The 21,067-nt window shown below is 68.2% G+C and carries 23 protein-coding genes; 15 read left to right on the forward strand and 8 right to left on the reverse strand.

Features of this window, described 5'->3' with window-relative positions:
* Positions 1–25 precede the first annotated feature (25 nt).
* The 7 genes from AB0I81_RS09105 (at position 26) to AB0I81_RS09135 (ending at position 5,283) form a co-directional block, all read left to right on the forward strand.
* A complete protein-coding gene (locus tag AB0I81_RS09105) occupies positions 26–2,290 on the forward strand; it encodes an NACHT domain-containing protein (RefSeq protein ID WP_360652517.1) in 2,265 nt (754 codons plus the stop codon).
* Positions 2,291–2,332: 42 nt separating this feature from the next.
* Positions 2,333–2,500 (forward strand): hypothetical protein, encoded by a 168-nt coding sequence (locus tag AB0I81_RS09110; RefSeq protein WP_360652520.1) that lies wholly within the window; start codon positions 2,333–2,335, stop codon positions 2,498–2,500.
* A gap of 22 nt (positions 2,501–2,522) precedes the next feature.
* The gene (locus tag AB0I81_RS09115) at positions 2,523–3,170 is read left to right on the forward strand and encodes a class I SAM-dependent methyltransferase (RefSeq protein WP_360652522.1); all 648 of its coding nucleotides are present in this window, start codon (positions 2,523–2,525) and stop codon (positions 3,168–3,170) included.
* 139 nt (positions 3,171–3,309) lie between these two features.
* Positions 3,310–3,801, forward strand: a complete 492-nt coding sequence (locus AB0I81_RS09120) for a hypothetical protein (RefSeq protein ID WP_360652525.1) — start codon at positions 3,310–3,312, stop codon at positions 3,799–3,801.
* 318 nt (positions 3,802–4,119) lie between these two features.
* Positions 4,120–4,554, forward strand: a complete 435-nt coding sequence (locus tag AB0I81_RS09125; protein ID WP_360652528.1) for an SRPBCC domain-containing protein — start codon at positions 4,120–4,122, stop codon at positions 4,552–4,554.
* Positions 4,541–4,903, forward strand: coding sequence for a metalloregulator ArsR/SmtB family transcription factor (locus AB0I81_RS09130; RefSeq protein WP_360652531.1), 363 nt, complete (start codon positions 4,541–4,543; stop codon positions 4,901–4,903). Before AB0I81_RS09125 ends, AB0I81_RS09130 begins: the two co-directional genes overlap by 14 nt.
* Entirely contained in the window at positions 4,900–5,283 is a 384-nt protein-coding gene (locus tag AB0I81_RS09135; RefSeq protein WP_360652534.1) for a VOC family protein, read from the forward strand. The genes AB0I81_RS09130 and AB0I81_RS09135 overlap by 4 nt, the downstream gene beginning before the upstream one ends.
* 79 nt (positions 5,284–5,362) lie before the next feature.
* On the opposite strand, the gene AB0I81_RS09140 is transcribed toward AB0I81_RS09135, so the two are convergent.
* Positions 5,363–5,959, reverse strand: a complete 597-nt coding sequence (locus AB0I81_RS09140) for a DUF1707 domain-containing protein (RefSeq protein WP_360652537.1) — start codon at positions 5,957–5,959, stop codon at positions 5,363–5,365.
* Positions 5,960–6,103: 144 nt separating this feature from the next.
* On the opposite strand from AB0I81_RS09140, the gene AB0I81_RS09145 reads away from it, so the two are divergent.
* Both AB0I81_RS09145 and AB0I81_RS09150 read left to right on the forward strand, forming a co-directional pair.
* On the forward strand, positions 6,104–6,313 hold the full coding sequence (locus AB0I81_RS09145) for a hypothetical protein (protein WP_360652540.1): 210 nt from the start codon (positions 6,104–6,106) through the stop codon (positions 6,311–6,313).
* 158 nt (positions 6,314–6,471) lie between these two features.
* A complete protein-coding gene (locus AB0I81_RS09150; RefSeq protein ID WP_360652543.1) occupies positions 6,472–6,774 on the forward strand; it encodes a hypothetical protein in 303 nt (100 codons plus the stop codon).
* Here AB0I81_RS09150 and AB0I81_RS09155 read toward each other — a convergent pair.
* Together AB0I81_RS09155 and AB0I81_RS09160 are read right to left on the reverse strand one after the other, a co-directional pair.
* On the reverse strand, positions 6,771–7,904 hold the full coding sequence (locus AB0I81_RS09155; protein WP_360652546.1) for a hypothetical protein: 1,134 nt from the start codon (positions 7,902–7,904) through the stop codon (positions 6,771–6,773). The two genes, AB0I81_RS09150 and AB0I81_RS09155, sit on opposite strands and share 4 nt — an antisense overlap.
* Entirely contained in the window at positions 7,904–8,479 is a 576-nt protein-coding gene (locus AB0I81_RS09160) for an RNA polymerase sigma factor (protein ID WP_360652549.1), read from the reverse strand. Before AB0I81_RS09160 ends, AB0I81_RS09155 begins: the two co-directional genes overlap by 1 nt.
* 677 nt (positions 8,480–9,156) lie before the next feature.
* Here AB0I81_RS09160 and AB0I81_RS09165 point away from each other — a divergent pair.
* Positions 9,157–11,580 carry a LuxR C-terminal-related transcriptional regulator gene (locus tag AB0I81_RS09165; RefSeq protein WP_360652552.1) on the forward strand — a complete coding sequence of 808 codons (2,424 nt, stop codon included), beginning with the start codon at positions 9,157–9,159 and terminating at the stop codon, positions 11,578–11,580.
* A 35-nt stretch (positions 11,581–11,615) separates the two neighbouring features.
* Here the strand turns inward: AB0I81_RS09165 and AB0I81_RS09170 are convergent, their stop codons facing one another.
* On the reverse strand, positions 11,616–12,155 hold the full coding sequence (locus tag AB0I81_RS09170) for a hypothetical protein (protein WP_360652555.1): 540 nt from the start codon (positions 12,153–12,155) through the stop codon (positions 11,616–11,618).
* Positions 12,156–12,270: 115 nt separating this feature from the next.
* A complete protein-coding gene (locus AB0I81_RS09175; RefSeq protein ID WP_360652558.1) occupies positions 12,271–14,211 on the reverse strand; it encodes a beta-propeller fold lactonase family protein in 1,941 nt (646 codons plus the stop codon).
* A 682-nt stretch (positions 14,212–14,893) separates the two neighbouring features.
* On the opposite strand from AB0I81_RS09175, the gene AB0I81_RS09180 reads away from it, so the two are divergent.
* The 3 genes from AB0I81_RS09180 (at position 14,894) to AB0I81_RS09190 (ending at position 17,112) form a co-directional block, all read left to right on the forward strand.
* Positions 14,894–15,091 carry a hypothetical protein gene (locus tag AB0I81_RS09180; protein WP_360652561.1) on the forward strand — a complete coding sequence of 66 codons (198 nt, stop codon included), beginning with the start codon at positions 14,894–14,896 and terminating at the stop codon, positions 15,089–15,091.
* Positions 15,092–15,384: 293 nt separating this feature from the next.
* Complete coding sequence (locus AB0I81_RS09185; RefSeq protein WP_360652564.1) at positions 15,385–16,077, forward strand: MMPL family transporter; 693 nt, start codon at positions 15,385–15,387, stop codon at positions 16,075–16,077.
* Between the two features lie 180 nt (positions 16,078–16,257).
* On the forward strand, positions 16,258–17,112 hold the full coding sequence (locus AB0I81_RS09190) for a hypothetical protein (RefSeq protein ID WP_360652567.1): 855 nt from the start codon (positions 16,258–16,260) through the stop codon (positions 17,110–17,112).
* Positions 17,113–17,191: 79 nt separating this feature from the next.
* On the opposite strand, the gene AB0I81_RS09195 is transcribed toward AB0I81_RS09190, so the two are convergent.
* The gene (locus tag AB0I81_RS09195) at positions 17,192–18,070 is read right to left on the reverse strand and encodes a DUF4429 domain-containing protein (protein ID WP_360652570.1); all 879 of its coding nucleotides are present in this window, start codon (positions 18,068–18,070) and stop codon (positions 17,192–17,194) included.
* Positions 18,071–18,216: 146 nt separating this feature from the next.
* On the reverse strand, positions 18,217–18,528 hold the full coding sequence (locus AB0I81_RS09200; protein ID WP_360652573.1) for a sigma factor: 312 nt from the start codon (positions 18,526–18,528) through the stop codon (positions 18,217–18,219).
* 118 nt (positions 18,529–18,646) lie between these two features.
* On the opposite strand from AB0I81_RS09200, the gene AB0I81_RS09205 reads away from it, so the two are divergent.
* The gene (locus AB0I81_RS09205) at positions 18,647–19,174 is read left to right on the forward strand and encodes an RDD family protein (RefSeq protein ID WP_360652576.1); all 528 of its coding nucleotides are present in this window, start codon (positions 18,647–18,649) and stop codon (positions 19,172–19,174) included.
* Positions 19,171–20,133: a class I SAM-dependent methyltransferase gene (locus AB0I81_RS09210; protein ID WP_360652579.1), complete on the forward strand. Its 963-nt coding sequence runs from the start codon at positions 19,171–19,173 to the stop codon at positions 20,131–20,133. The genes AB0I81_RS09205 and AB0I81_RS09210 overlap by 4 nt, the downstream gene beginning before the upstream one ends.
* On the opposite strand, the gene AB0I81_RS09215 is transcribed toward AB0I81_RS09210, so the two are convergent.
* A complete protein-coding gene (locus AB0I81_RS09215) occupies positions 20,117–21,061 on the reverse strand; it encodes an SDR family oxidoreductase (RefSeq protein ID WP_360652582.1) in 945 nt (314 codons plus the stop codon). The genes AB0I81_RS09210 and AB0I81_RS09215 overlap by 17 nt on opposite strands.
* Positions 21,062–21,067: the final 6 nt, after the last annotated feature.

Consider the following 21,067-nt stretch of genomic DNA (forward strand, 5'->3'; position numbering starts at 1 on the left):
CCCCCCTGCCCGCCGGCCAGTTCTCATGGCGGCGCTGGCCATCATCGCGTTGCTCGGACTGGTGGGCATGTCGCTGCGCTGGGTGAACTGGTCAGGTGACGACAGCAAGGGTCATCCTCTTGACTTCTTCGCCATTCTCCTAGGTGCAATAGGCGTTGTCAGCGCGGCGGCCGGGATATGGGTCACATTCCGAACGTCGTCAGGACGCTCGGATATCACCAACGTGAAAGCTGCCGCTCAAACCCTTGCCGAACGCGTCAAAGAACAGTGGCGCGAGGAAGCCCGGCACCGCCTGGTGCACGACCCGCGTCCCATGCCAGTGCGCTGGCGGCGCACCACCAACCAGGCGCTGATGAGCCCACCCCACCTGATCGCCCCAGGCGGCGACATCTTCGCCGGCCACAGCAACGACATCGCTGCCCTGGCCCGGCAATTCCGTGCCTGTCATCGCCTGGTGATCACCGGCGGTGCCGGAACGGGCAAAACCACCCTGGCCGTCCAACTCCTGCTGCAGCTGCTGGCTACCCGCGACGCCGACCAGGACACCGCGGCAGGAGACAAGACCGAGCCGGTGCCGGTGCTGCTGACCATCAGCGGCTGGAACACCGCCACCCACCCCACCCTGCAAGATTGGCTGGCAGACCGCCTCGAACAGGACTACCCGGCGCTGAAGACCCCCCAGCTCGGCCCCGGCGCCGCCGGCGCGCTGGCCCGCGGCGGCCACATCCTGCCCATCCTCGACGGACTGGACGAGATCAGCCCGGATCAGCGTGTCCGCATCATGGCCGCTCTCAACAAGTCCCTGGGCGAGCGGGACTACCTCATTCTCACCAGCCGCACCGCCGAGTTCCGCGCCACCGTCGACAAGGCCGGCAGACCCCTGGTCGCCGCCGAGGTCATCGCACCTCGCGCACTCAGCCGACAAGACGCCGCCGACTACCTGCGCGACTGTCTGTCCGGCTCCCCATCCCCCGCCTGGAAGCACGTGCTCAACGCACTCGTCCAGCACACGGCCCCCGGGCTTGCTGAACTGGCCGCCACGCCCCTTGGGCTATGGCTCATCCGCACCGTTTACGTCGATTCCCGTGCCGACCCCCGCCCCCTGGCCGGCCCCCTGGGCAACGACGCCGCCGCCCTGCGCACCCATCTGCTCAACCACGTCATCCCCGCCGTCGTCGAAGCCCACCCACCCAGCAGCGATCCGGCTGATCATTTCCGCCCACGCCACCCATGGACCCCCGAAGAAACCTGCCGATACCTGACCTATCTCGCTCACACCTTTCACCCGGCCACCACCCGCGACATCGCCTGGTGGCGGATCGCTCGCACCACACCGCACATCAGGCGCCTGATCGGCATCGTGGTCGGGCTCGTGGTCGGGCTCGTGTCCGGGCTCGTGTCCGGGCTCGTGTCCGGCTTCGTGCTTGACCTCCCGGTCGATCTCACAGTCGGGCTCAGCCTCATGGTTGGGCTCGCGGTCGGGCCCGCAGTCGGGCTCACAGCCGGGCTCACAGCCGGGTTCTTGGGCAGGTCATGGGTTGACCAAACACCCGGCTATGCCAGCCTCCATGGCCAACGCCTCTCTCTCCGAACCATTAGGCCCGGCATCGTGGTCGGATTCGTGGTCGGGCTCGTGTTCGGGCTCGTGGTCAGCTTCATGCTTGGGCTCGTGTTCGCGTTCGGGCTCACCATCAAAATCATGCTCGAGGACGGCGGGTTTAACGCGTACAACGACTTCAAGATCCTATTCCAACTCGGGCTCGAGCTTGGGCTGCCGGCCGCGATCGTGTTCGGGCTGAACACCGGGCCTGCGGCCGGGCTCGCGGGCGGGCTCGCGGGAGGGCTGATCAAATGGGCAGAACAGCCCACCCTCACATCAACCAGTTCCCCCCACTCCACCTGGCGATCCGACAGAACACTCACCCTCCTTCGAACGCTCGTGTTCGGGCTCATGAGCGGCCTCGTGTTCGGGCTCTCGTTGGGGCTCGAGAGCACGCTCGCGTGGGCGCTCGTGCTCGGGCTCCCGTTGGGGCTCGTATTCGGGCTCGTGGGCGGGCTCATGAACGGGAACCATCATGCGTGGCTGGTCTGCACCATCGCGGTGGCCCGACTGGCCCTCCGACATCGGCTTCCCTGGCGAGTCATGGAGTTTCTCCGAGACGCCCACCGGCTTGGACTGCTGCGTGAGGTCGGCCCGATCTACCAGTTCCGCCACGCGGATCTGCATGACCACCTGGCCTCCGCGTCCGCCTGGACCGCGCGCTTCGCTGTCCAACAGACGCCGAAGTAGGACCCATGCGGTCGGCTACACGTCCCATCAAGACGATGTCTCATGAGACAAGCGGATCGTGGAGAACAACGCCACACCGACCTGAAGAACGAGTTCTACGAACGGGTCAAGGCACACGGCGCGACCCCAGACGCCGAGGTCCGGCTCCGCGCCGAGGTCACGAAGCTGAAGAAGGCGATCACGAACAAGAACAAGGAACTCAGACCTTGATCGCCCACTAGGGTGTCAGCGCATGAACACGGATAACTGGTTGGAGAATACTCGAGCCTCGTATGACACGGTCGCAGTCAGCTACGCCGACCAGATGCGCGAGGCGCTGGATGAGCACCCCTACCTCCGGGCAACTCTGGCGTTGTTCGCGGAGTTGGTTCGCACCGCAGGAGACGGTCCGGTGGCTGACGTTGGTTGCGGACCGGGGCACGTCACGGCTTACCTGCAGGAGTTGGGCCTCGACGCGTTCGGCATCGACCTTTCTCCCACGATGATCGAAGTGGCCCGACGTGACCACCCTCATCTGCGGTTCGAGGTTGGGTCGATGACCGATCTCGACCTCCCGGACGCTTCAGTCGCCGGCCTGCTCGGTTTCTGGTCGCTGATTCATGTCCCCGACGATGCGGTTCCCAGGGCCTTCGGCCACTTCAAGCGAGTGCTACGGCCCGGCGGGACTCTACTGCTCGGGTTTCACGTCGGTGACGAGTCACGGCTGAAGACCCGAGGTTACGGCGGGCATCCCATGAAAGTTCACGTTCACCTGCGCCAGCCCACTCAAGTGGCGGGATGGTTGCGCGATGCCGGGTTCACGGTCAAGGCCCAGATGCTGCTCGATCTGGACGGAAGTGCTCCAGGGGCAGTCCTCTTCGCACGCGTTCAAGAGCAATGAAGAAGACGCCAAGATCTTCAACATGCTGACTTGACAGGGAACATCATCGAGACCGGTACCGACTCCTACCGGCTCGCTCAAAGTCGAGCCCGCGCCGAAGCCTGACCGCCAGATATCGTGCATACGGCACGATGACCACATGGAATCTCCAGGCGCAGCAGGACGCTCCGCTGTCTTCGTTCGCCAGCTTCCACTGCCTCCGCCGCTCATCACATTGCTGGCAGACCACCGCTGGAAGCATCCAGGTGACGACGCGCTCAAAAGCACCATGCCTTGGTTCGAGAGTCCCCTGGACTTCCTCGAAAGCACCCAGGCCATGACACGAGAGTCACAAGCGCTAGACCGTTTCGCCGATGACCCCCCATCCCGAGACCTGTTCCGCGTCCACCGGAGCAGCACCCTGCCTCACCCCTCGGACCTCCCCTGGCTCGACGCCGAAGCCGCCGTCCTCATCGCGGTCAACAGAAACCCCGGCGACGACGTCGCCATCGCACTGGACTACCGGACAGACCGCCACAACCCCCGGGTCATCGCCAGCGACTTCTGGACCGACCCACACCAATGCTCCTGGCGGACCGTCACCACCACGTTCTCGGGTTTCCTCATCGCACTCAATCTCCAGTCGACCTGAGCACCACGCGAGTCGATCTCGCATTTACCAGCGTGCAGATGAGGGAACCTTCGAGCGAACCGGGCTACAGAGTGCTATCAAATTTCGTTCTCCGACCAAGATTGAGCGATTTAGGGCGCTGGGCGATCGCGGACATCGGTGTCGGTCGGGACGGCATCGTTCCCGCCCGGTGAATCTGGGGAGGGCGTGCCCCGCTCATGCCTCCGGTCCGGTCGTGGCTGTAGTAAGTCGTCCTTCGATTCGGGGCTTGCGGGCAGCGATGGCAACCTGTAGGTTGCCAATTAATAGCAACCTACAGGTTGCGAAGGAGGGTTGGGCATGGATTCGGACGCGATCGAACGCGTGGTCGTGCTGCGGCACCCCATCGAGCGGGTGTGGGCGGCGCTGACCACCGCGGAAGGGCTCTCGCGATGGTTCGGCTCGGTGGCGGAGGTAGATCTGCGGCCCGGCGGGCGAGCGTTCTTCCGCTGGGACGACCTCGGGGAGGAATCCGTCGCCACGATCGCGGTGGTCGACCCACCACACCGTTTCGCGTTCAGGTGGGGAATCGAGGGCCTGCCGGAGGATGACGCACCCCAGACGCTTGTTGACTTCACCCTGGAGCCGGTACAGGACGGCACCCGGCTGCGCCTCGTGGAGAGCGGATTCGCCCAAGCTGCCGACGACCTGGCCCGATCCGCCCACAAGGCCAACAGTCAGGGATGGGACATGGAGCTCGTCGACCTGGAGACCTACCTTGATGCGGCCGCCTGATGCGGAAGGGCAGGCCGTTGCGGTGTTCGCGGCGCTCACCGATCCGACGCGGCGGGCGCTGCTGGAGGAGCTCGCCCGCGCGGGTCCCGCAACCGTCACCGATCTGGCGCGGCGGTTGCCGATCAGCCGCCAGGCGGTCGCCAAGCACCTCGGCCAGCTCGCCGAAGCGGGCCTGATCAGCACCGGCGAACCGGTCGGCCGCCGCCACCCCTACCGGTTGGAGCCGGCCGCCATTCGCACGGCCCAGGTCTGGCTGGCCAGGCTCGCCAACAGGTGGGATGACCGGCTGGCCGCGCTGGAACACGCACTGGACGCCACTGACACGAACCAAGGAGTCACGCACCGATGAGCAAGCCTGAATTCACGGCCGGCCTGAACATCGCCATGAAGATCCCCAAGGCACAGTACGAGGCCACCGTGGCCTTCTACCGCGACACTCTGGGTTTCGACGTCAAGGAGGACGACGTCTCCTACGCTCCGACCGTCTCGAGAACTCATTCGGTGCGGTTCGGTCCCAATACGCTGTGGCTCGACTGCGTCGACAACTACAGCCGGCCCGACCTGTGGCTGCAACTCCACACCGACGACCTGGACGCGGCGACGAGCAAACTGGCCGGCATCGGTATCCACCCGTGTGACGAGGTGGAGCCCCTGCAGAACCTCGATTCCAGAACCCACTGGATCAAGAATCCGGCCGGTGTCGTACATCTGCTCGCGGAGTCCGGCTGATCCTGATCTCCCGGTGAGACATCTCAGTGAGGTGAGCAGCCACCCCCGGCGTAGCGCGGAGCCAAACGCCCGGCCTCTCTCAACGTCCTTGAAGGCGTCGTTTCTTGCGGCGTTCCCAGTTGTTGAGGTGCCGGATGACCACCCCGCCCGCGCCGCCGGTGCCGGTGAGGCGGATCAGCGGCGTCCTGGGGAGCCGCTGCGGCGTGGTCTTGTCCGTGAAACCTCCGAGGCCACCGTCCATCCGGAAGGTGTCCGCGGCCCACCCGTCGGGGATGATGATCGTGATGCCACCCAACTGGCCGTCCGCTTCGATCTGGATCTCGGGCAGCCGGCACTCGGTCTGGGTGAAGTCGAGCTTGGCGGAACCCATCCCGCCGTACACGGTGATGCGCCCAGGCACCTCCCAGCGCCCAGAACGTGTCACACCGTTCATACCTCCCTTGAGGAGCAGTGGCTCCTGATCCGCCGGGACATCCGGCGGCAGATCGGCAGTGAGGCGCGCCAGATCGGCGTAGGTCTTGGCGTTCAACGCCAGGCCCAGCCGCACGTCCAGCTCGCTGAGGTCGATCCGGCCCTCGGCCGCCGCCATGTTCAGCCGTTCTACCACCGCTTCGCGCTCGTCATGCGAGACGCGCCACTCATCACGGCGGACGGGTTCCGGATGCCCAGCAGTCATATCCCAATAGTACGGAGATGTAGGCGAAGCGGGTCGACGGCTTGGGAGACCAGTTCGGGCTCAGGAACGTCTGGATGACCTTCCGCGCGGAGGTGCGCGAGAGGCCTGGCGGGTTGACCGGCCGGGCCATCACGCGCAAGGCCGGTGTCTCCACTGGGGCTGCTCAACAATCATCTCGGAGACCTCGACGGCTTCCTGCCCGAGTTCATCGCCGAGGGCGCCCGGCAGGCGGTGGAGGCCGTGGGCCGGCTGCGGACCCAACGAGGTGCTGCAGCCCGGCAGGCGGTGGAGGCCGTGGGCCGGCTGCGGACCCAACGAGGTGCTGCTGGACAACGAACGGTGGCCCGATGGTGAGGCGGTGGTCGCGGGCGGCCGGGCACCACTGACCAACCTCGAGTATTCGGCCGAGGGAGCCGGCTCTGCCTGAAACATGAGAAAAGGTGCCCCTGACCTGCAAGGATTTTGGGTGTCTACGCCTATCCAGTGCAGAAGCAGGTGCACCTTTCTGGTGAATGAGCGTACCGGGTGGGACCGCCGGTTGTCTGTCACAGCCGACGGAAAAGGGGCTGGTGGGCCATGCGGGAGCGGTGCTGCCGCACAAGCTCGCCGACCGGGTCGGGCTGACCGAGGCGCTCGGCAGGCTGTGGCCGCATCGGCAGCGCGTCACCTGGCGGGACCGCGCGCACGTCCTGGCCGCGGCGATCGCGTGCGGCGCGCGCAGCCTGCTGGAGGCCCAACGGCTGCAAGCCCACCAGGCGGCGTTGTTCGGAGCGACTCCGGGAGCACGGTACTCCCGGCCCCTTCTGGCTACCTAAGCGGTCACTCCGAGCACGGCCGTGTTCGCGATGGAGTCGGCGTCACAGCCGAGTCCGGAGAACATGTCGTTGGACAGCTTCTTGGGGAAGCCGCTGGGCATGCTCGGCAGCAGGTCGTGTGGCATCTCGCTGGATCGGTCGCCCGGCTTGGGCAGTTTGTCGCCGAAGTTCTCGGCCATTTCGCTGGGCGGCGAGGGTGCCGCGCCGTTGGTGAGCGTGTTCTGCTGGATCGTGGTGGCGATCAGGGTGCCGTCATCCTGCAGAGTGCCTACCGCGACGGTGTACTTGCCCTTCACCAGCCCGCTCGTGTCTGTGGTTTCCTGCTTGGTGACTGAGGTCGAGTCCGACGTGGCCACCTGGATCGCGGTGCCGTCACGGCCTTTGATCGTGAAGCCTGCGGCGGAGTTGCCGGATACCGTACCCATGGCGGTTCCCCGAGTGGCCATCATCTTGGTGATGTTGAGCCGGCCACCCCAATTGGGCATCTGTGGCATTTTCATGGTGTGGGGCAGGACCGCCACCTGCTGAGCCGTCACCTTGTCGCCCGACTCGACGCCCTCGCCGCGCACCATCACCGTGGTGCCGTCAGTGATATCCGCGAGGGTGCCGGCCACCTGGCGGGTGACCTTGGCGTCGTTGCCCGCGACCTTGATTTCCTTTCCGTTCGTGGTGCGGAGCATCAGGCTGCCGCCGTCCGCTGACTCCAGCGTTCCCGCGGCCACCTTGAGGTCGGCGCACTCGGTGGCCACGACGGCGGAGGCCGCCACGGCCCTGGCGCTGGCCTGGATGGACACCTGCGGTTGTGCGGACGGCCAGACATAGAGGGTGCCGGCCACGATCGCGGCGGCGGCAGCGAGTAGCCCGGCTCGGCTGCCGGTCAGAAGCCGGCGTCTGCCTGAGGCCGGTGTCTTTTTGTCGATCGCCGCGAGCGCATCGTAGAGGGGTCCGGGCGGGGGTGGCGAGAGGGGTGCGGCCTGGCGGACGCCGCCGGCGACGGAACTCCATGCCCGCATCTGGGCCTGACAGTGGTCGCAGTGCGACAGGTGGGCCCAGAATGCCTCGTCCCCGTTCGTACCGTTGAAGTAGGTGACGAATTCCTCAAGGGTCACGTGTGCTGATGCCACGCTCATCACTCGAATCCATTCTTGGTCAGGGCGTTGGCGAGGGCCGCTCTTGCCGCGGACAGGCGGCTCTTCACTGTTCCGATGGGGACGTCCAGCACCGCGGCCGTCTCGGCCAGGGACAACCCGGTGCCGAACGTCAGGTTGAGCACTTCTCTGTGAACGACGCTGAGCCGCTTGATCTCCCTGGCCACCATCGCCGCCTTGGCGCGGTCGAACACGATGTCCTCGGGTCCGGGCTCGGCGGCGGGGTGCTCGGAGAGCAGTTCCTGGCTCACGACCTTGGGCCGGCGGCGTCTGAGCCGGTCCCTGGCCTGGCGACGGGCGATCGAGAAGATCCACGAGCGTACCGACGACTGATTCTTGAAGGACCCGGCGTTACGCCAGATGGCGAGCATCGTGTCCTGCAGAACCTCCTCGGCCAGGCCGCGGTCTCCGGTGACCAGCGTCAGATGGGCGAGCAACGCGGGCGCATGCCGGTTGTACAGAGTGACAAGGGCACTGCGATCGCCCTGCTCGGTCCCGCGCAGCGCCTGCTCGTCGTCCGCCTCGTGAGTTCCTAAGCGGGACGATTCAAAGGTCACGACCGCTTGTCGCATGCCGTCCGGTCTGCCGAAGTTCACTGTGCGTCGCCTCCAACTGATACCTCCCGGGAACCCGGCGCTTCACCGACTAGGTAGCAGCGAGGAGCCCGGAGGTTCGGCCAAGACTGCTCCGCTTTTTGCGGCCTCCTCCGAGAGTTGTCGAGTCGGCGTATGGAACGAGTGAGGAAGCCAGGACAAAGGGCGGACAGCGGCAGGTGCTCCGGCACGCACGCTCATCCGCAACGGCGCGCGCAGGGATGTCGGGCGTGAAACCGCGTGCCTCTCCACACCCGTTGAGGCGGTCACCCCTGGCCTGCGCCGTGGCGATGAGCCGGGGATCGGCGCAGATCAAGGGCTTGCTGGCGACGATGTTCTTGATGGTGCGCACTTGGGCGGTGGCCAGGGCGCGCGGCTGCGGGGACCCCCTCCGGAACGGCATGCCAGGACGGCCCGAACATCTTTCGCGTCCCTGGGCTGCCGGAGGCAGGGCCGAGCCGGGGTGCGGGGGTTGCATACTGTCAGGCCAGTTCAGGTCCTGAAGAGGAATGGCCGGATGCGGACGGCGGTGACACGCTGACGGGTCTGCGCTGGAGGCGGATGCTGCAGGGAGGACGGTAGGGGGCCTGGGCTAGCGAGGCTCGCGTACACGCTGGCAAGGGGGTTGGCGTACGGTGCGGATGCCGGCAGAGGCGAGGGGCGCGCGCGGCGGGGTGCTGGTGAGCGATGACGGGTTTGCCCGGGTCCTGGCGCGGGAGGTGTCGGGGCGCGGGGGGAACGTGCTGCCGGACAGGAGTCTCGCCGGTGGCGTGACGCCGGTGCCGGGAGTGCGGCCGGGGTGGGTGGCGCGGCCGCGTCTGGTGGAGCGACTGCTGGCGGCCGCCGGGGTGCGGCTGGTGGTGATCGCGGCGCCGGGTGGGTACGGCAAGTCGACGTTGCTGGCGCAGTGGCGGGCCGACGCGCGGGAGCGGCGGGCGCTGGCGTGGCTGTCGCTGGACGGGCTGGACAACGATCCGGTCCGGCTGTGGACGCGGATCCTGGCAGCGGTGGGCCAGGCGGGGGCCGGTGTGGCCGTCGATGATCTGTGCGCCATGACGCGAGTGCAGAGCCCGGACCTCGCCGGGGTGGTGCTACCACGGCTGCTGGAGCGGCTGGGCCGGGTGAGCAGGCCGGTGGTGCTGGTGCTGGACGACGTCCACCTGCTGACCGCCACCGTGGGCTGGGCGCAGGTGGAGGCGTTGCTGGACGGGCTGAGGCCGGGGCATCAGCTGGTGCTCAGCTCCCGGCACCGCCCGATGCTGCCGCTGGCCCGGCTGCGGGCCGGCGGCGATCTGGTGGAGCTCGGGCCCGACGAACTGCGGTTCTCGGCGGCGCAGGTACGGGCGCTGCCGGACGTCGCCGCCGTCGCTCTGACCGATGAGCAGGTGGAGGATCTGACAGTACGAACCGAAGGCTGGCCGGCTGCGGTGTACCTGGCCGCGCTGTCCTTACGCGGGCACATCGGCGACCCGGCGGCCTTCCTGGCCTCCTTCGCCGGGGACAACCGGCACATCAGCGACTACCTGGCCGAAGAGGTGCTGGCCGGTTGCTCTCCGCAGGTGCGCCGGTTCCTGCTGCGCACCTGCGGGCTGGACGCCTTCACCGCCGCGCTGGCGGCGCACATGTGCGGCGTTGAGGTGAGCGAGGCCGAGGAGATGCTGGCCGAGCTGGCCGCCGGCAACCTGTTCGTGATCGCGTTGGACGAGCGGCGGCAGTGGTATCGCTATCACCACTTGTTCGGCCAGTGCCTGCGCGCCCTGCTGACCAGGACCGATCCCGATCTGCCCGTCCGCCTGCACCGGCGGGCGGAAGCTTGGCTGGCCGGGCACGGCCACGTCGAGGCGGCCATCGGCCACGCGGTGGCCGCCGGCGACTCGCCCACGGCGGCCGCGCTGCTGGCGCGGTCCTGGCTCGGGTACGTCACCACGGGCCGTACGGCCACGCTGACATCGCTGATCGAGACGATCGGCGACGAGGCGATCGGCCGGGACACCCCTGCCGCGGTCAGCGCCGCCTGGGCGGGCGCGGTCACCGGCGACCTGCCCGGCGCGATCGCCTGGCTGGACGTGGCCGAGAACCTCGGCTGGGACGGGCCGCTGCCGGACGGCACCCGGTCACTGAAGTCGGCGGCGGCGCTGCTGCGCGGCACGTTCCTGACCGACGACCTGGCGCAGCGGCTGGCCGAGTCCCGCCTGGCCGCCGAGTTGGAGGACGACCCGTCCTCGCCGTGGTACGTGATGGCGCGTTTCAGCCACGGGGTGAATCTGTACCTGACCAGGCGCCATGATCAGGCGCTCAGGGTGCTGGAGCAGGCGAGCCGGAGCCGGGCCGGCACCTCGCTGTTTCAGATCATCGCGATGGCGATGCAGTCGCTGGCCTGTACCGCGCTCGGCCGCCACGATCAGGCCGCGGCGCTGGCGGCGGTGTGCCGGAGCCAGGTGGAAGAGCATCACCTGGCCGGGTCGGCGCAGGCGAGCTTCGCCTACACCGCCCACGCCACCTGCCTGACGCAACGTGGTGAGCTGGCCGCCGCCCGCCACGAGCTCGATCACGCCGCCGCGCTGCGGACCCGCGCGCCCGGCCTGTCGCGCTGGCCCGCGCTGATGAACGTGGCCGCGCTCGCGCGCTGGCACCTGGCCACCGGTGACCACGCCGCCGCCCGAGCCGCCTGTGATCAGGCCGATGACCTGCTGGCAGGCCTCGCCGACGGCGGCTATCTGAGCGAACAGGTGCACGACCTGCGCCAGGCCATCCGCGCTACAGGCGCCACGCCGGCGCCCGCGGGCCCGCCTCCGGCGCCGCGGCCGTACGCGCTGACGAGGCAGGAACGGGTGGTGCTCGGCCTGCTGGCGACTTCGTTGAGCATCTCGCAGATCGCCGCCGAGCTGCAGCTGTCGGTCAACACGGTCCGTACGCACGTGCGTACCGTCTACCGAAAGCTGGCCGTCTCCTCCCGGCAGGCCGCGGTCGAGCGGGCCCGCGACCACAAGCTCCTGCCGGATCGTGCGGTACGGCCGGTGGGCGGCCCTCAAGGGCCGGACCGCAGCCGAGGTAGCGGCCGGTGAAGGGTTGATCAGGACGTAGGGCTCTGGAGCGCCGCTCAGGAGGTGATGGTCAGGGTGACCAGGGAGGTGAGGTTGGAGACGGTGCCCAGCCCGAGGGTGCACAGCAAAATCTGCGCTGAGGGGGCGGTGTTGACCTGGGTTACGGCGGCCCCGGCGAACAAGCCCGCGGTGACGGTCCCGGTGATGGCGACCACGATGAGCGCGCCGGCGGTGCTGGTGTTGCTGGTGCCGGAGATCGTCGAGGACTGGCCGGTGTTCCAGTTGATCGTGAAGGTGGCGGGGGCGCTGGCGAGCAGATCCGGGCAACTGCGCGTGGAGACGATGACGTTGGCGCGGGTGCCGGAGGTCAGGGTCGGCTGGGTGAGGGACACGCACGGGTTGTAGGTGACGGAGCTGGACACCGTCACGGTCTGCGGTGACTGCGTCAGCGGCGGGTTGTAGGTGACGTTGTTGCTGCTGGGAGGCGTGCAGGTGACCTCCAATCCGCCGGCGGAGGCCGCAGCGGGGGGCGCGAGCAGGGCGGCGCCGAGAACGACGCCGAGCAGCAGGGCGAGCGCGCGCAGCTGGTACGTCATGACAGGTCACTCCGTTTGAAGAGGCGCGGCGGCGCCCGGCCGGCAACGTAAACCCCGATCCTTCGATCCGCTGCCGGTCAGGCGCGCGCCCGCTGGCCTTGGGGGTCCTTGGGGGTCAGCAGCTGGTGGCGGTGTCGCCCGCGTCGGTGGCGCAGGTGTCGTTGCCGAGGCCGCCGTTGGCGGTGTCACCGGCCACGCCGTCTTGGACGTCGATGGTGTCGCTGCCGAGGTTGCCGCTCATGGTGTCGGTGCCGTCGTGGTCGAGGAGGGTGTCGTTGCCGTTCTGGCCGTCGAGGTCGTCGTTGCCGGGGCCGCCGTAGATGTGGTCGGCGCCGTTGTCGAACAATCCGAGGAGGGCTTCGATGAGGGTTTCGCCCTTGCTGTCGTCGTTGCCGGCTTCGCCGTAGAGGGTGTCGTCGCCGTTGCCGCCGGCCAGCGTGTCGTCCCCGGGCCCGGCGTAGACGGTGTCGTTGCTGTTGTCGCCGACGAGGGTGTCGGCTCCGGGCCCGCCGTACAGGGTGTCGCCCGCGTTGCCGCCGGTGATGATGTCGTTGCCGGCCAGCCCGCAGATCACGTCGGCGCTGTTGCCGCCGCCCAGGGTGTCGTTGCCGTTGGTGCCGGTGATGGTGCAGCCCAGCCCGTTGGCCACGGTGGTGTTCTCCACGTCGCTGTCATTGCCCGGGGTGGGGTCGTCTTCGGTGGCGTCCACGCCGGCGGTCGCGGTCACCGTCCCGGTCGCCGCCGGCGACAACGTCACGGTGACGGTCGCGTTCGCGCTGGCCGCCAAATTCCCCAGGCTGCAGGACACCGAACTGGTCACGGTGCACGAGCCCTGGGAGGCGGTGGCGGAGACGATCCCGGCCGAGGCGCCGGAGAGGGCGAGCGTCGCGGTCACGCCGGTCGCGTCGTCGGGGCCGTTGTTGGTCACGGTCAGGGTGTCGGTGAAGGTGGCGCCGAGGTTGACCGGGTCGGCCGAATCGGCGACCGACACGCTCAGGTCTGCGGCGGGTGGCAGGATCGGTGTGATCGCGATCCCGATCGGGTTGCTGCCTACGGCGATGGGGGTGCCGGCGGTGTTCGTGGCTATGGTGATCGGCGTCACCGTGCTGTTGGCGCGGTTGACGACGTAGGCGGTGGCTCCGTCAGGGGTGATCGCGATCCCGTCCGGGTTCGGGCCGACGCCAATGCTGGTACCCACGGTGTTGGTGGCCACGGTGATCGGCGACACGTTGTTGCTGCCCTGGTTGGTGACGTAGGCCGTGGCTCCGTCAGGAGTGATCGCGATATCGATCGGGTTGGCGTTGCCGCTGAGGATGGCGCTGCCGACGGTGTTGGTGGCTAGGGTGATCGGTCTCACCGCGTGGCCGCTGAGGTTGGCGACATAGGCGGTGGCGCCGTCAGGGGTGATCGCGATCCCGATCAGAACGCCGACGATGGTGATGGCGGTGCCGGCGGTGTTGGTGGCCACGTCGATTGGCGTCACGTTGTTGCTGTTCTGGTTGGTGACGTAGGCGGTGGCGCCGTCAGGGGTGATCGCGATATCGGTTGGATTGGTGCCCACGCTGATGGCGGTGCCGGCGGTGTTGGTGGCCACGTCGATTGGCGTCACGTTGTTGCTGCCCTGGTTGGCCACGTAGGCGGTGGCGCCGTCGGGTGTGATCGCGATATTGGTCGGGTTGGTGCCGACAGCGATGGGGGTGCCGGCGGTGTTGGTGGCCACGTCGATCGGCGTCACGTTGTTGCTGCCCTGGTTGGCCACGTAGGCGGTGGCGCCGTCGGGTGTGATCGCGACGCCGGTCGGGGCGTCGCCGACGCTGATGGCGGTGCCGGCGGTGTTGGTGGCCACGTCGATCGGCGTCACCGTGTCGGCAGCCTGATTGGTGACGTAGGCCGTGAGGGCGGCCGCGTGGGCGGGAGAGGCCGGCAGAGTGACCAGGGTGAGAACGGTCAGCAGCAGTCCGCACAGGGCTGCCAGGGTGCGTCGCCATAAGGCCGGGCGCAGCCGCCGGGGCCGCGGTGAGCGTTGGAGAACTGACGTGGTTGAGTGCATGGCCATTTGACCCTTCGTCATGAGGTGATGCCGTCCCGGCCCGCGCTCCGCGGCGGACGCGTGTGCCGCGGCGCGGAATGGGCAACGGACGCCGAGCCGGATCCGCACCTCCGGGAAGGCACGGACGAGACCTCGGCAAGCCCGCGCCACCTGCACGGCCGCAGCCCGAAAGCATGCGACCACGCCGGTCGCGCAGGTATGGAGCCCCCGAGCGCCGACTCCGGGCGACCTGGCCGGCCAAGCCGCCCATCGGCGAACCAACTGGGTGGCGCGCCGGAGCGGCGATACCGCTCGCCGGACACGCCCGCTCTCAAGCGATGGGGGTAGTGGTTGGGTCGCTCTCCTTCACGATCCGGCCAATGGGGATATGGAGGGGTGCGGAGCCGTCTGCCAGGGCCCGCCGGCAGCGGCCTGCTTCAGGTGTCTCACACCGGACGGCAATTTGCAGCAGGACGAGCCGAACCTCACCTAGGTGAAATCCGGCGATATATCGCGATTTCCACATGGGATGAGAAACCACCTCGGTCCGCGACAGCCCAGCAGTGTGATGCAGAAAGCCCGGGTCCGCTTGCCCTACGGGTGGACGAGGCAGACGGGAAGATCAGGCAAGGGAGGAACATGCGGGAGGTCGATGGCTAATCTGGCACTTCCATGATCTCGTGCTGCTTCCCTGTCGGAGAGATGCCCCGTGACTGATCGCGATCTGTTTACCTATGCGTTAGTGGCCGGCGTTGTCGCCCTCGCTATCGCCATCCTCGGTGTGCTCTTCGGGAACGTGGGGAGAGAGCCAGGATTCGCGATCTCATGTGCTCTGATAGGCATCGGGTTCATGGTCGGTGCCGTCGCACTTGCCATCTTCGACCAGCGCGATAAGGGAGACGCCTGACGGCAACGGCCCCGAACGACATCAATGTCCCGGCCATGGTCTTCACCATGGATCGCAACAAGTCTGAATCTGCTGCGCCGGCGACTGCTCGGGCGTCACGCTGTGTCTGCGGCCATCACGCGGTGAACTGCGCCTTGCAGGATGCGGCCATCACGCGGTGAACTGCGCCTTGCAGGATCACGCGATGGCCGTCGTCATGTGCCGACGCCCCGGCGGTGGGATATCTCGGTGTTGGACAGTCTCACGGGCGGGAGAAGATCAGGGTGGCGTTGTGGCCGCCGAAGCCGAATGAATTGGACAGCACCGCGTCCGGCGGCAGGGGGCGCGCGGTACTGGCCGACAGCCGCCAGGTCGTGGGACAGCGGCTGGGCTGGATGCTCGCCATCGCGGCCCTGGCCACCATGATCGTGGTGACGCTGATGACCGGCGCTCCCGTGCTGGGCGTCAAGGCGCTGCTGCTCAACGCCCTGAGCATGGGCGCCGCTTTCGGCTTCCTCGTGTACGTGTTCCAGGACGGCAATCTGAAGGCCCTGGTCGGCGACTTCACCGCCACCGGAACGCTCGACACCATCATGCCGATCCTGGTGTTCGGGGTCGCCTTCGGCCTGTCGATGGACTACGAGATGTTCCTGCTGTCGCGGGTCACCGAGGAATATCGGCGCCACGGCGACACCCGCGCGGCCGTGACCGCCGGCCTGCGCCGTACCGGTGGGCTGTTCACCAGCGCCGCACTGATCTTCGCCGTCGTGATGGCCGCCCTGGCCACCTCTTCCCTGGTGCTGCTCAAGATGATGGGGCTGGGGGTGCTGGTGGCGGTGATGCTGGACGCCACGCTGGTACGCGCCCTGCTCGCGCCCGCGATCATGCAACTGATGAGCGGCGCCAACTGGTGGTCACCCCGGACCGGCGCGGGAAAAGCCCGGCGAAAGAAGATTTGCGGCGGACATAAACCGGTAATGGTGTCCGAGCGGCCGACAACAGAATGAGGAATAGTGACTTTCGCCACCCCGTTCACCGGCCGAATGTGCCTGCTGAAAACCCCGTGGCACATTGCGGACACCAGTCTTGTCAGGCCAGGTGCGCCGACGCACAGTCAAGGCAAACCAACCGGCTCTGGAGGACGTATGAACGAAAAGGGCACACCAAATCCCCGCCCAAGAAACACGGTGCGACGTCTCTTATCCGCTGGCCTCGCGATATTCGCCGCCGTCTTCCTCGTCGCGCCGCCCGCGTCGGCTCTGGCCCTGCCGACGCCAAGGGAGTTCGTGTCGAACCTCGACCTCGAGTGCTTCAAGACCACCCCGTACCAACCGCCGGCCGTCACACTGGCGCTGCGCCACCTCAACCCCGTGTTCGGCAATCTGCCGCCCGTGCAGGTCACGCTCGGCCAGCGCGAGCAGCTCTGCGTCCCGGTGGCCAAGAACAACGTCTTCCCACCGCCGAACGTCCTGGACTACCTCAGGTTCGTCGACCTGTCGTGCTACCGGGTGGCCGGGCCCGCGATCAACCAGAATCTCGGCCTGCGTCACCTCAACCCGGTCCTGCAGAACGTGCCTGGCATCAGCGTCACGCTGAACGTGCCGCAGCACCTGTGCGTGCCGGTCGCCAAGAACAACCTGCTACCCGCCCCGGACATCCTTCGGGTCATCTCGCACATCGACCTGCTGTGTTACGGGCACCTGCCGAACCCGTCCATGAACAGGAACCTGGCTCTCACCCAGCTCAACCCCGTGTTGACCAGCCAGATCCCCACCCGGACCGTCCTGGTCACCGCCGCCCGCCAGCTCTGCGTGCCGGTGCAGAAGGCCCGTGACGAGATCCCGCCGGACGTGCTCAACGTCGTACGCTGGATCGACCTGGAGAAGTTCGACCTCAGCGGCCCGACCATCTCACCGGTGCCGCTGACCCTGAGACATCTGAACCCGGTGCTGGGGAACCTGCCTCCCGAGGAGCTCCGGCTCACCAGCTCCGCCCAGTTGGCCGTCCCTGTCGCCAAGAACGGAATGGTGCCGCCCGGCTGACGCACACCCGCGCCGCCCCGGGCCTCAGCTCGTGGCGGCGCGGCTCGTTCGTTCGCAGCCGTGTCACCACAGCGGAGAGTCAGAGGCGATTGAGGAGTTCGGTCTTCTTGGACGTGAACTCCTCGTCCGTGAGCAGCCCCTCCTCGTGCAGCCGTCCGAGCTCGCGGATGCGGTCGTAGACGGAACGGGTGTCGGCGGTGAGCTGTGCCGCGTTCGCCGGCTGCGGGCTTCCGGAGTGCTCCGCCGCCCACAAATGCGCGGTGACGGTCGCGGCCATCACCAGGGTCCAGGCGTCCTGCTTGGCGCTGTCCTCGGTGAGCAGGCAGGCGAAGTCCTTGCGCGGCTTGGCGGACTTCGCGTCGTCGTCCTCCTGCCAGGTCACCACGCGCAGGTACCCCTCGTCCAACGACCTCTGCGGGAACCACTCGACGCGCTGGATGTCGGCCAGCGCGTAGTCCATCCGGCGTTTCTTGCTCTTGCGGGAACTCGCGTCGTCGGACCACTCCAGGCGGAACATCTGCCCGTCGAACATCGCCCTGCCCTCCGAGGTCTGGATGTGCAGCGGTACGGGCGGGACGATCGCGAGCGCGTACTCGTGCGGCGGACGCGGACCGTCGCCGAGCCGGGCGGCGTCGGCCCCGATCCGGAGCTGGTCGGCGTAATACTCGGCGAGCAGTTCCGTGTCGGGGCCGCCGGCGAGCAGGAACGGCTGGCCCTTCTCGGGCAGCAGCGGCCCGACGACGGCGTAGGGGTCGGTACGCTCGCGCAGCCGGAGCTGGAGTTGCCAGCCCTTCTTCGCCACGGAGTTGAACTCGACCGCCGCGATGGCCGGCAGGGGGACCTCACAACGGGCGAGGGCCTTCAGCAGCGCGTGGTTGCGCCACCTGGAGCTGTACTGGATGACGACCTTCTCCTCGTCGAATCGCCATGTCGCCGTTTTGCCCTGCAACTCGTCCATGCGTGGAAGTTTAGGAGCAGTGACCGCGATGGGTTATCCGTCCGGGGCGCATGATGCGGCCCCGGACGGATGACCGTCACCGGCCGCGGGTCAGCCGAGCTGCGTCGGGTCGTGCACCGGGACGCAGGGCTTGACGGAGCCCTCGATCACCGACGCCTTGAGCTGCGACTTGAACGGCCGCGATGCGTGAGCTGCGACTCCCGCAGCGCGCGCCGCCGCTCGGACGACAGCGTGTTGCGCGCGACGCCGTACAGCCACGCGATCTCGCTGCCCTTGCCCGGGCGGTACGTGTGCGCCGAGTCGAACACCGCGAGGAACACGTCGGCCGTCAGATCGGCGACCGTGTGCGGGTCGTCGACCCGGCGTGACAGAAAACGCGTGACAGCGTCGATGTGCCGCCGGTAGAAGGCTTCGAACGCCACGGGGTCGGTGGCGAGCTTCCCCCGTCTGAGACGCACCGGCCTTGCTCCCTTCGTCGATCTACACCTGTACTTGGTGAGAACCGGCTGAAGGCTTACAAACCAATGGGCTGGGACCTAGGTTGAGTACTCTTCCGGACTTCGGGCGGTAGTGAGGATGGCAGCACAGGCGATTCCCCGGGCGCGCCGGCTGGTGGCGCTGGGATGGGACTACCTGCTGATCGTCGGCTGGCTGGTGTTGCTGGCCGGGTTGTATCTGCTGGGGCTCAGACCGCTGTACGGGCTGATCGACGCGCCCCTGGTCGTGGCGGACCTGGCGATCACCGGGGTCAGCGTGTTGCCCGTGTGGATCTATCTGGTGGTGACCGAGGCGGGCACGGCGCGGGCCACGTGGGGCAAGCGGCGCGCGGGGCTGGTGGTGACCGCCGTCGGCGGCGGCAGGCCGGGGCCGGTCCGGATCATGGTCCGCAATGCCGTGAAACTGCTGCCCTGGCAACTCGCCCACATCGCCGTGCTGCGATTGTGGACGGGGCAGGGCGACTCGGTGGTCGTGGTGCCCGCGCTGGTGCTCTGCTACGGGCTGGTCGGTGCCACCGTGGCGCTGATGTTGTTGCGCGGCGATCGGGCGGCGCTGCACGACCTGGTCGCCGGTACGCGCGTGCTCGGAAATCCGATCGACCGGTGATCAAGATCCTTGCCATCATGTGCGCCATGACGATCGAGGCGCGGCAGCAGGTGGCCAGGTACTACGACGCGTACGGGGACGCCGAGTGGCACCGGCTCACCGGTGACGTCGCGGGACGCGTCAGCCTTGAGGTGCACCGCCGTTTCCTCGCCCGGTTCGTCCGGCCGGGCCATCGGGTCCTGGAGGTGGGCGCGGGCCCCGGGCGGTTCACCGCCGAACTGGCCGCCTTGGGGGCGAGCGTCGTGGTCACGGACTTCTCGCCCGTGCAACTGGCGCTCAACGAGGAACGCCTGCGCGGCGGCGCGGCCGAGTCGTCGGTGGAGCGCCGGGAGGTCGTGGACGTCTGCGACACCAGCCGGTACGCCGACGGCGAGTTCGACCTGGTCCTCGTTTACGGCGGCCCGCTGTCGTACGCCTTCGAGCAGGCACGGGACGCGCTGAGCGGGCTGCTGCGCATCACCCGTCCCGGTGGTCAGGTCGTCGGCTCGGTCATGTCCCTGCTGGGGACGTGGCGGCACTTCCTGCCCGGCGCGGTCAAGGTGGCGGAGGCGATCGGCGAGGACGCCAACGACCTGATCCTGCGCACCGGGGACCTGCGCCACAAGGGGGACCAGGACGGGCATGTGTGCCGGATGTTCCGCCATCGCGAGCTGGCCGAACTCGTCCAGGACGCCGGTGGGGAGATCGTGGCGGCCTCCGCCAGCAACTGGGCCACGCTGGGGGATCGTGAGGCGCTCGCGGCGCTCGAATCCGATCCCGGCCGGTGGGCGCGCTTCCTGGAGCACGAGATCGCCGCCTGCCAGGAGCCCGGCGCCGTGGACGGTGGCACCCACATCCTGTTCGCCTGCGTTGCCATGAGCAAAGCGGCCCGCGTTGCCACGAGCACCGCAGCCCGCGCTGCCACGAGCACCGGCGGGGGTGTCACGAGTACAGCCGCGGGGGTCAAGCGGTCGGGATAGTCGTTCTGGTCAGTTGCTCGGACAGGTCCCAGATGCGGGCGGCGTCGTTCGTGCTGCGTAGCGGGGAGTACAGCCGTTGCTCGGCGGGTGGGCCGCCGAGGTGGCCTGGGCCGCTGGGGCCGTAGAGGGCGCCGGCCTTGGCATCGGGGCTGGTCGCGGCCATGAGGGCGGGCAGTTGTGCCGTCTCGACCGTGCCGAGCAGGATGCCGCGGGCCGAGAGCGCGCGGATCAGGCGTACCTGGGGAGTGTCCTGGCCGCGGCCGAGCTCGGGACGGGCGGCCAGGAGGCTGGTGGGGGCCACGCCGGGGTGGGCGAGGTTGCTGGTGATGCCCCAGCCGTGGGCCTTGCTGCGGCGGTCCAGTTCGAGGCCGAACAGCCCGAACGCGATCTTGGACTGGCTGTAGGCGCGCTGCCCGCGGTAGCCGCGTTCCCAGTTGGGGTCGTCCCAGTTGATGGCGCCCCGGCGGGCGGCGATGCTGACCTGTGAGGTCACGCGTGCCCGTCCGGCGCGGAGCAGGGGCAGCAGGTGCCCGACGAGGGCGAAGTGGCCGAGATGGTTGGTGCCGAACTGCAGCTCGAACCCGTCGGCGGTGGTCTGGCGGTCGGGCGGGGTCATCACGCCGGCGTTGTTGATGAGGAGATGGATCGGGTGGCCCTCCCCTCGCAGGTTCGCGCCGAGGGTCGCGACGGAGTCGAGCGAGGACAGGTCCAGGCTGCGCAGCGAGACGTTCGCCCGTGGGACGGTCTGCCTGATCGTGGTGATCGCACTCTCGCCCTTGCGCAGGTTGCGTACGGGAAGAATCACTTCCGCGCCGGCGGCGGCGAGCCGAGTGGCCATCGCCAGGCCCATCCCGTCGCTCGCCCCGGTGATGACGGCGCGCCTGCCCGACAGGTCGGGAACGGTGAGGTCGATTCGTGTGCGTGACATTGGTGC

The sequence above is a fragment of the Nonomuraea sp. NPDC050404 genome (genome assembly GCF_040655495.1).
GTDB lineage: Bacteria > Actinomycetota > Actinomycetes > Streptosporangiales > Streptosporangiaceae > Nonomuraea.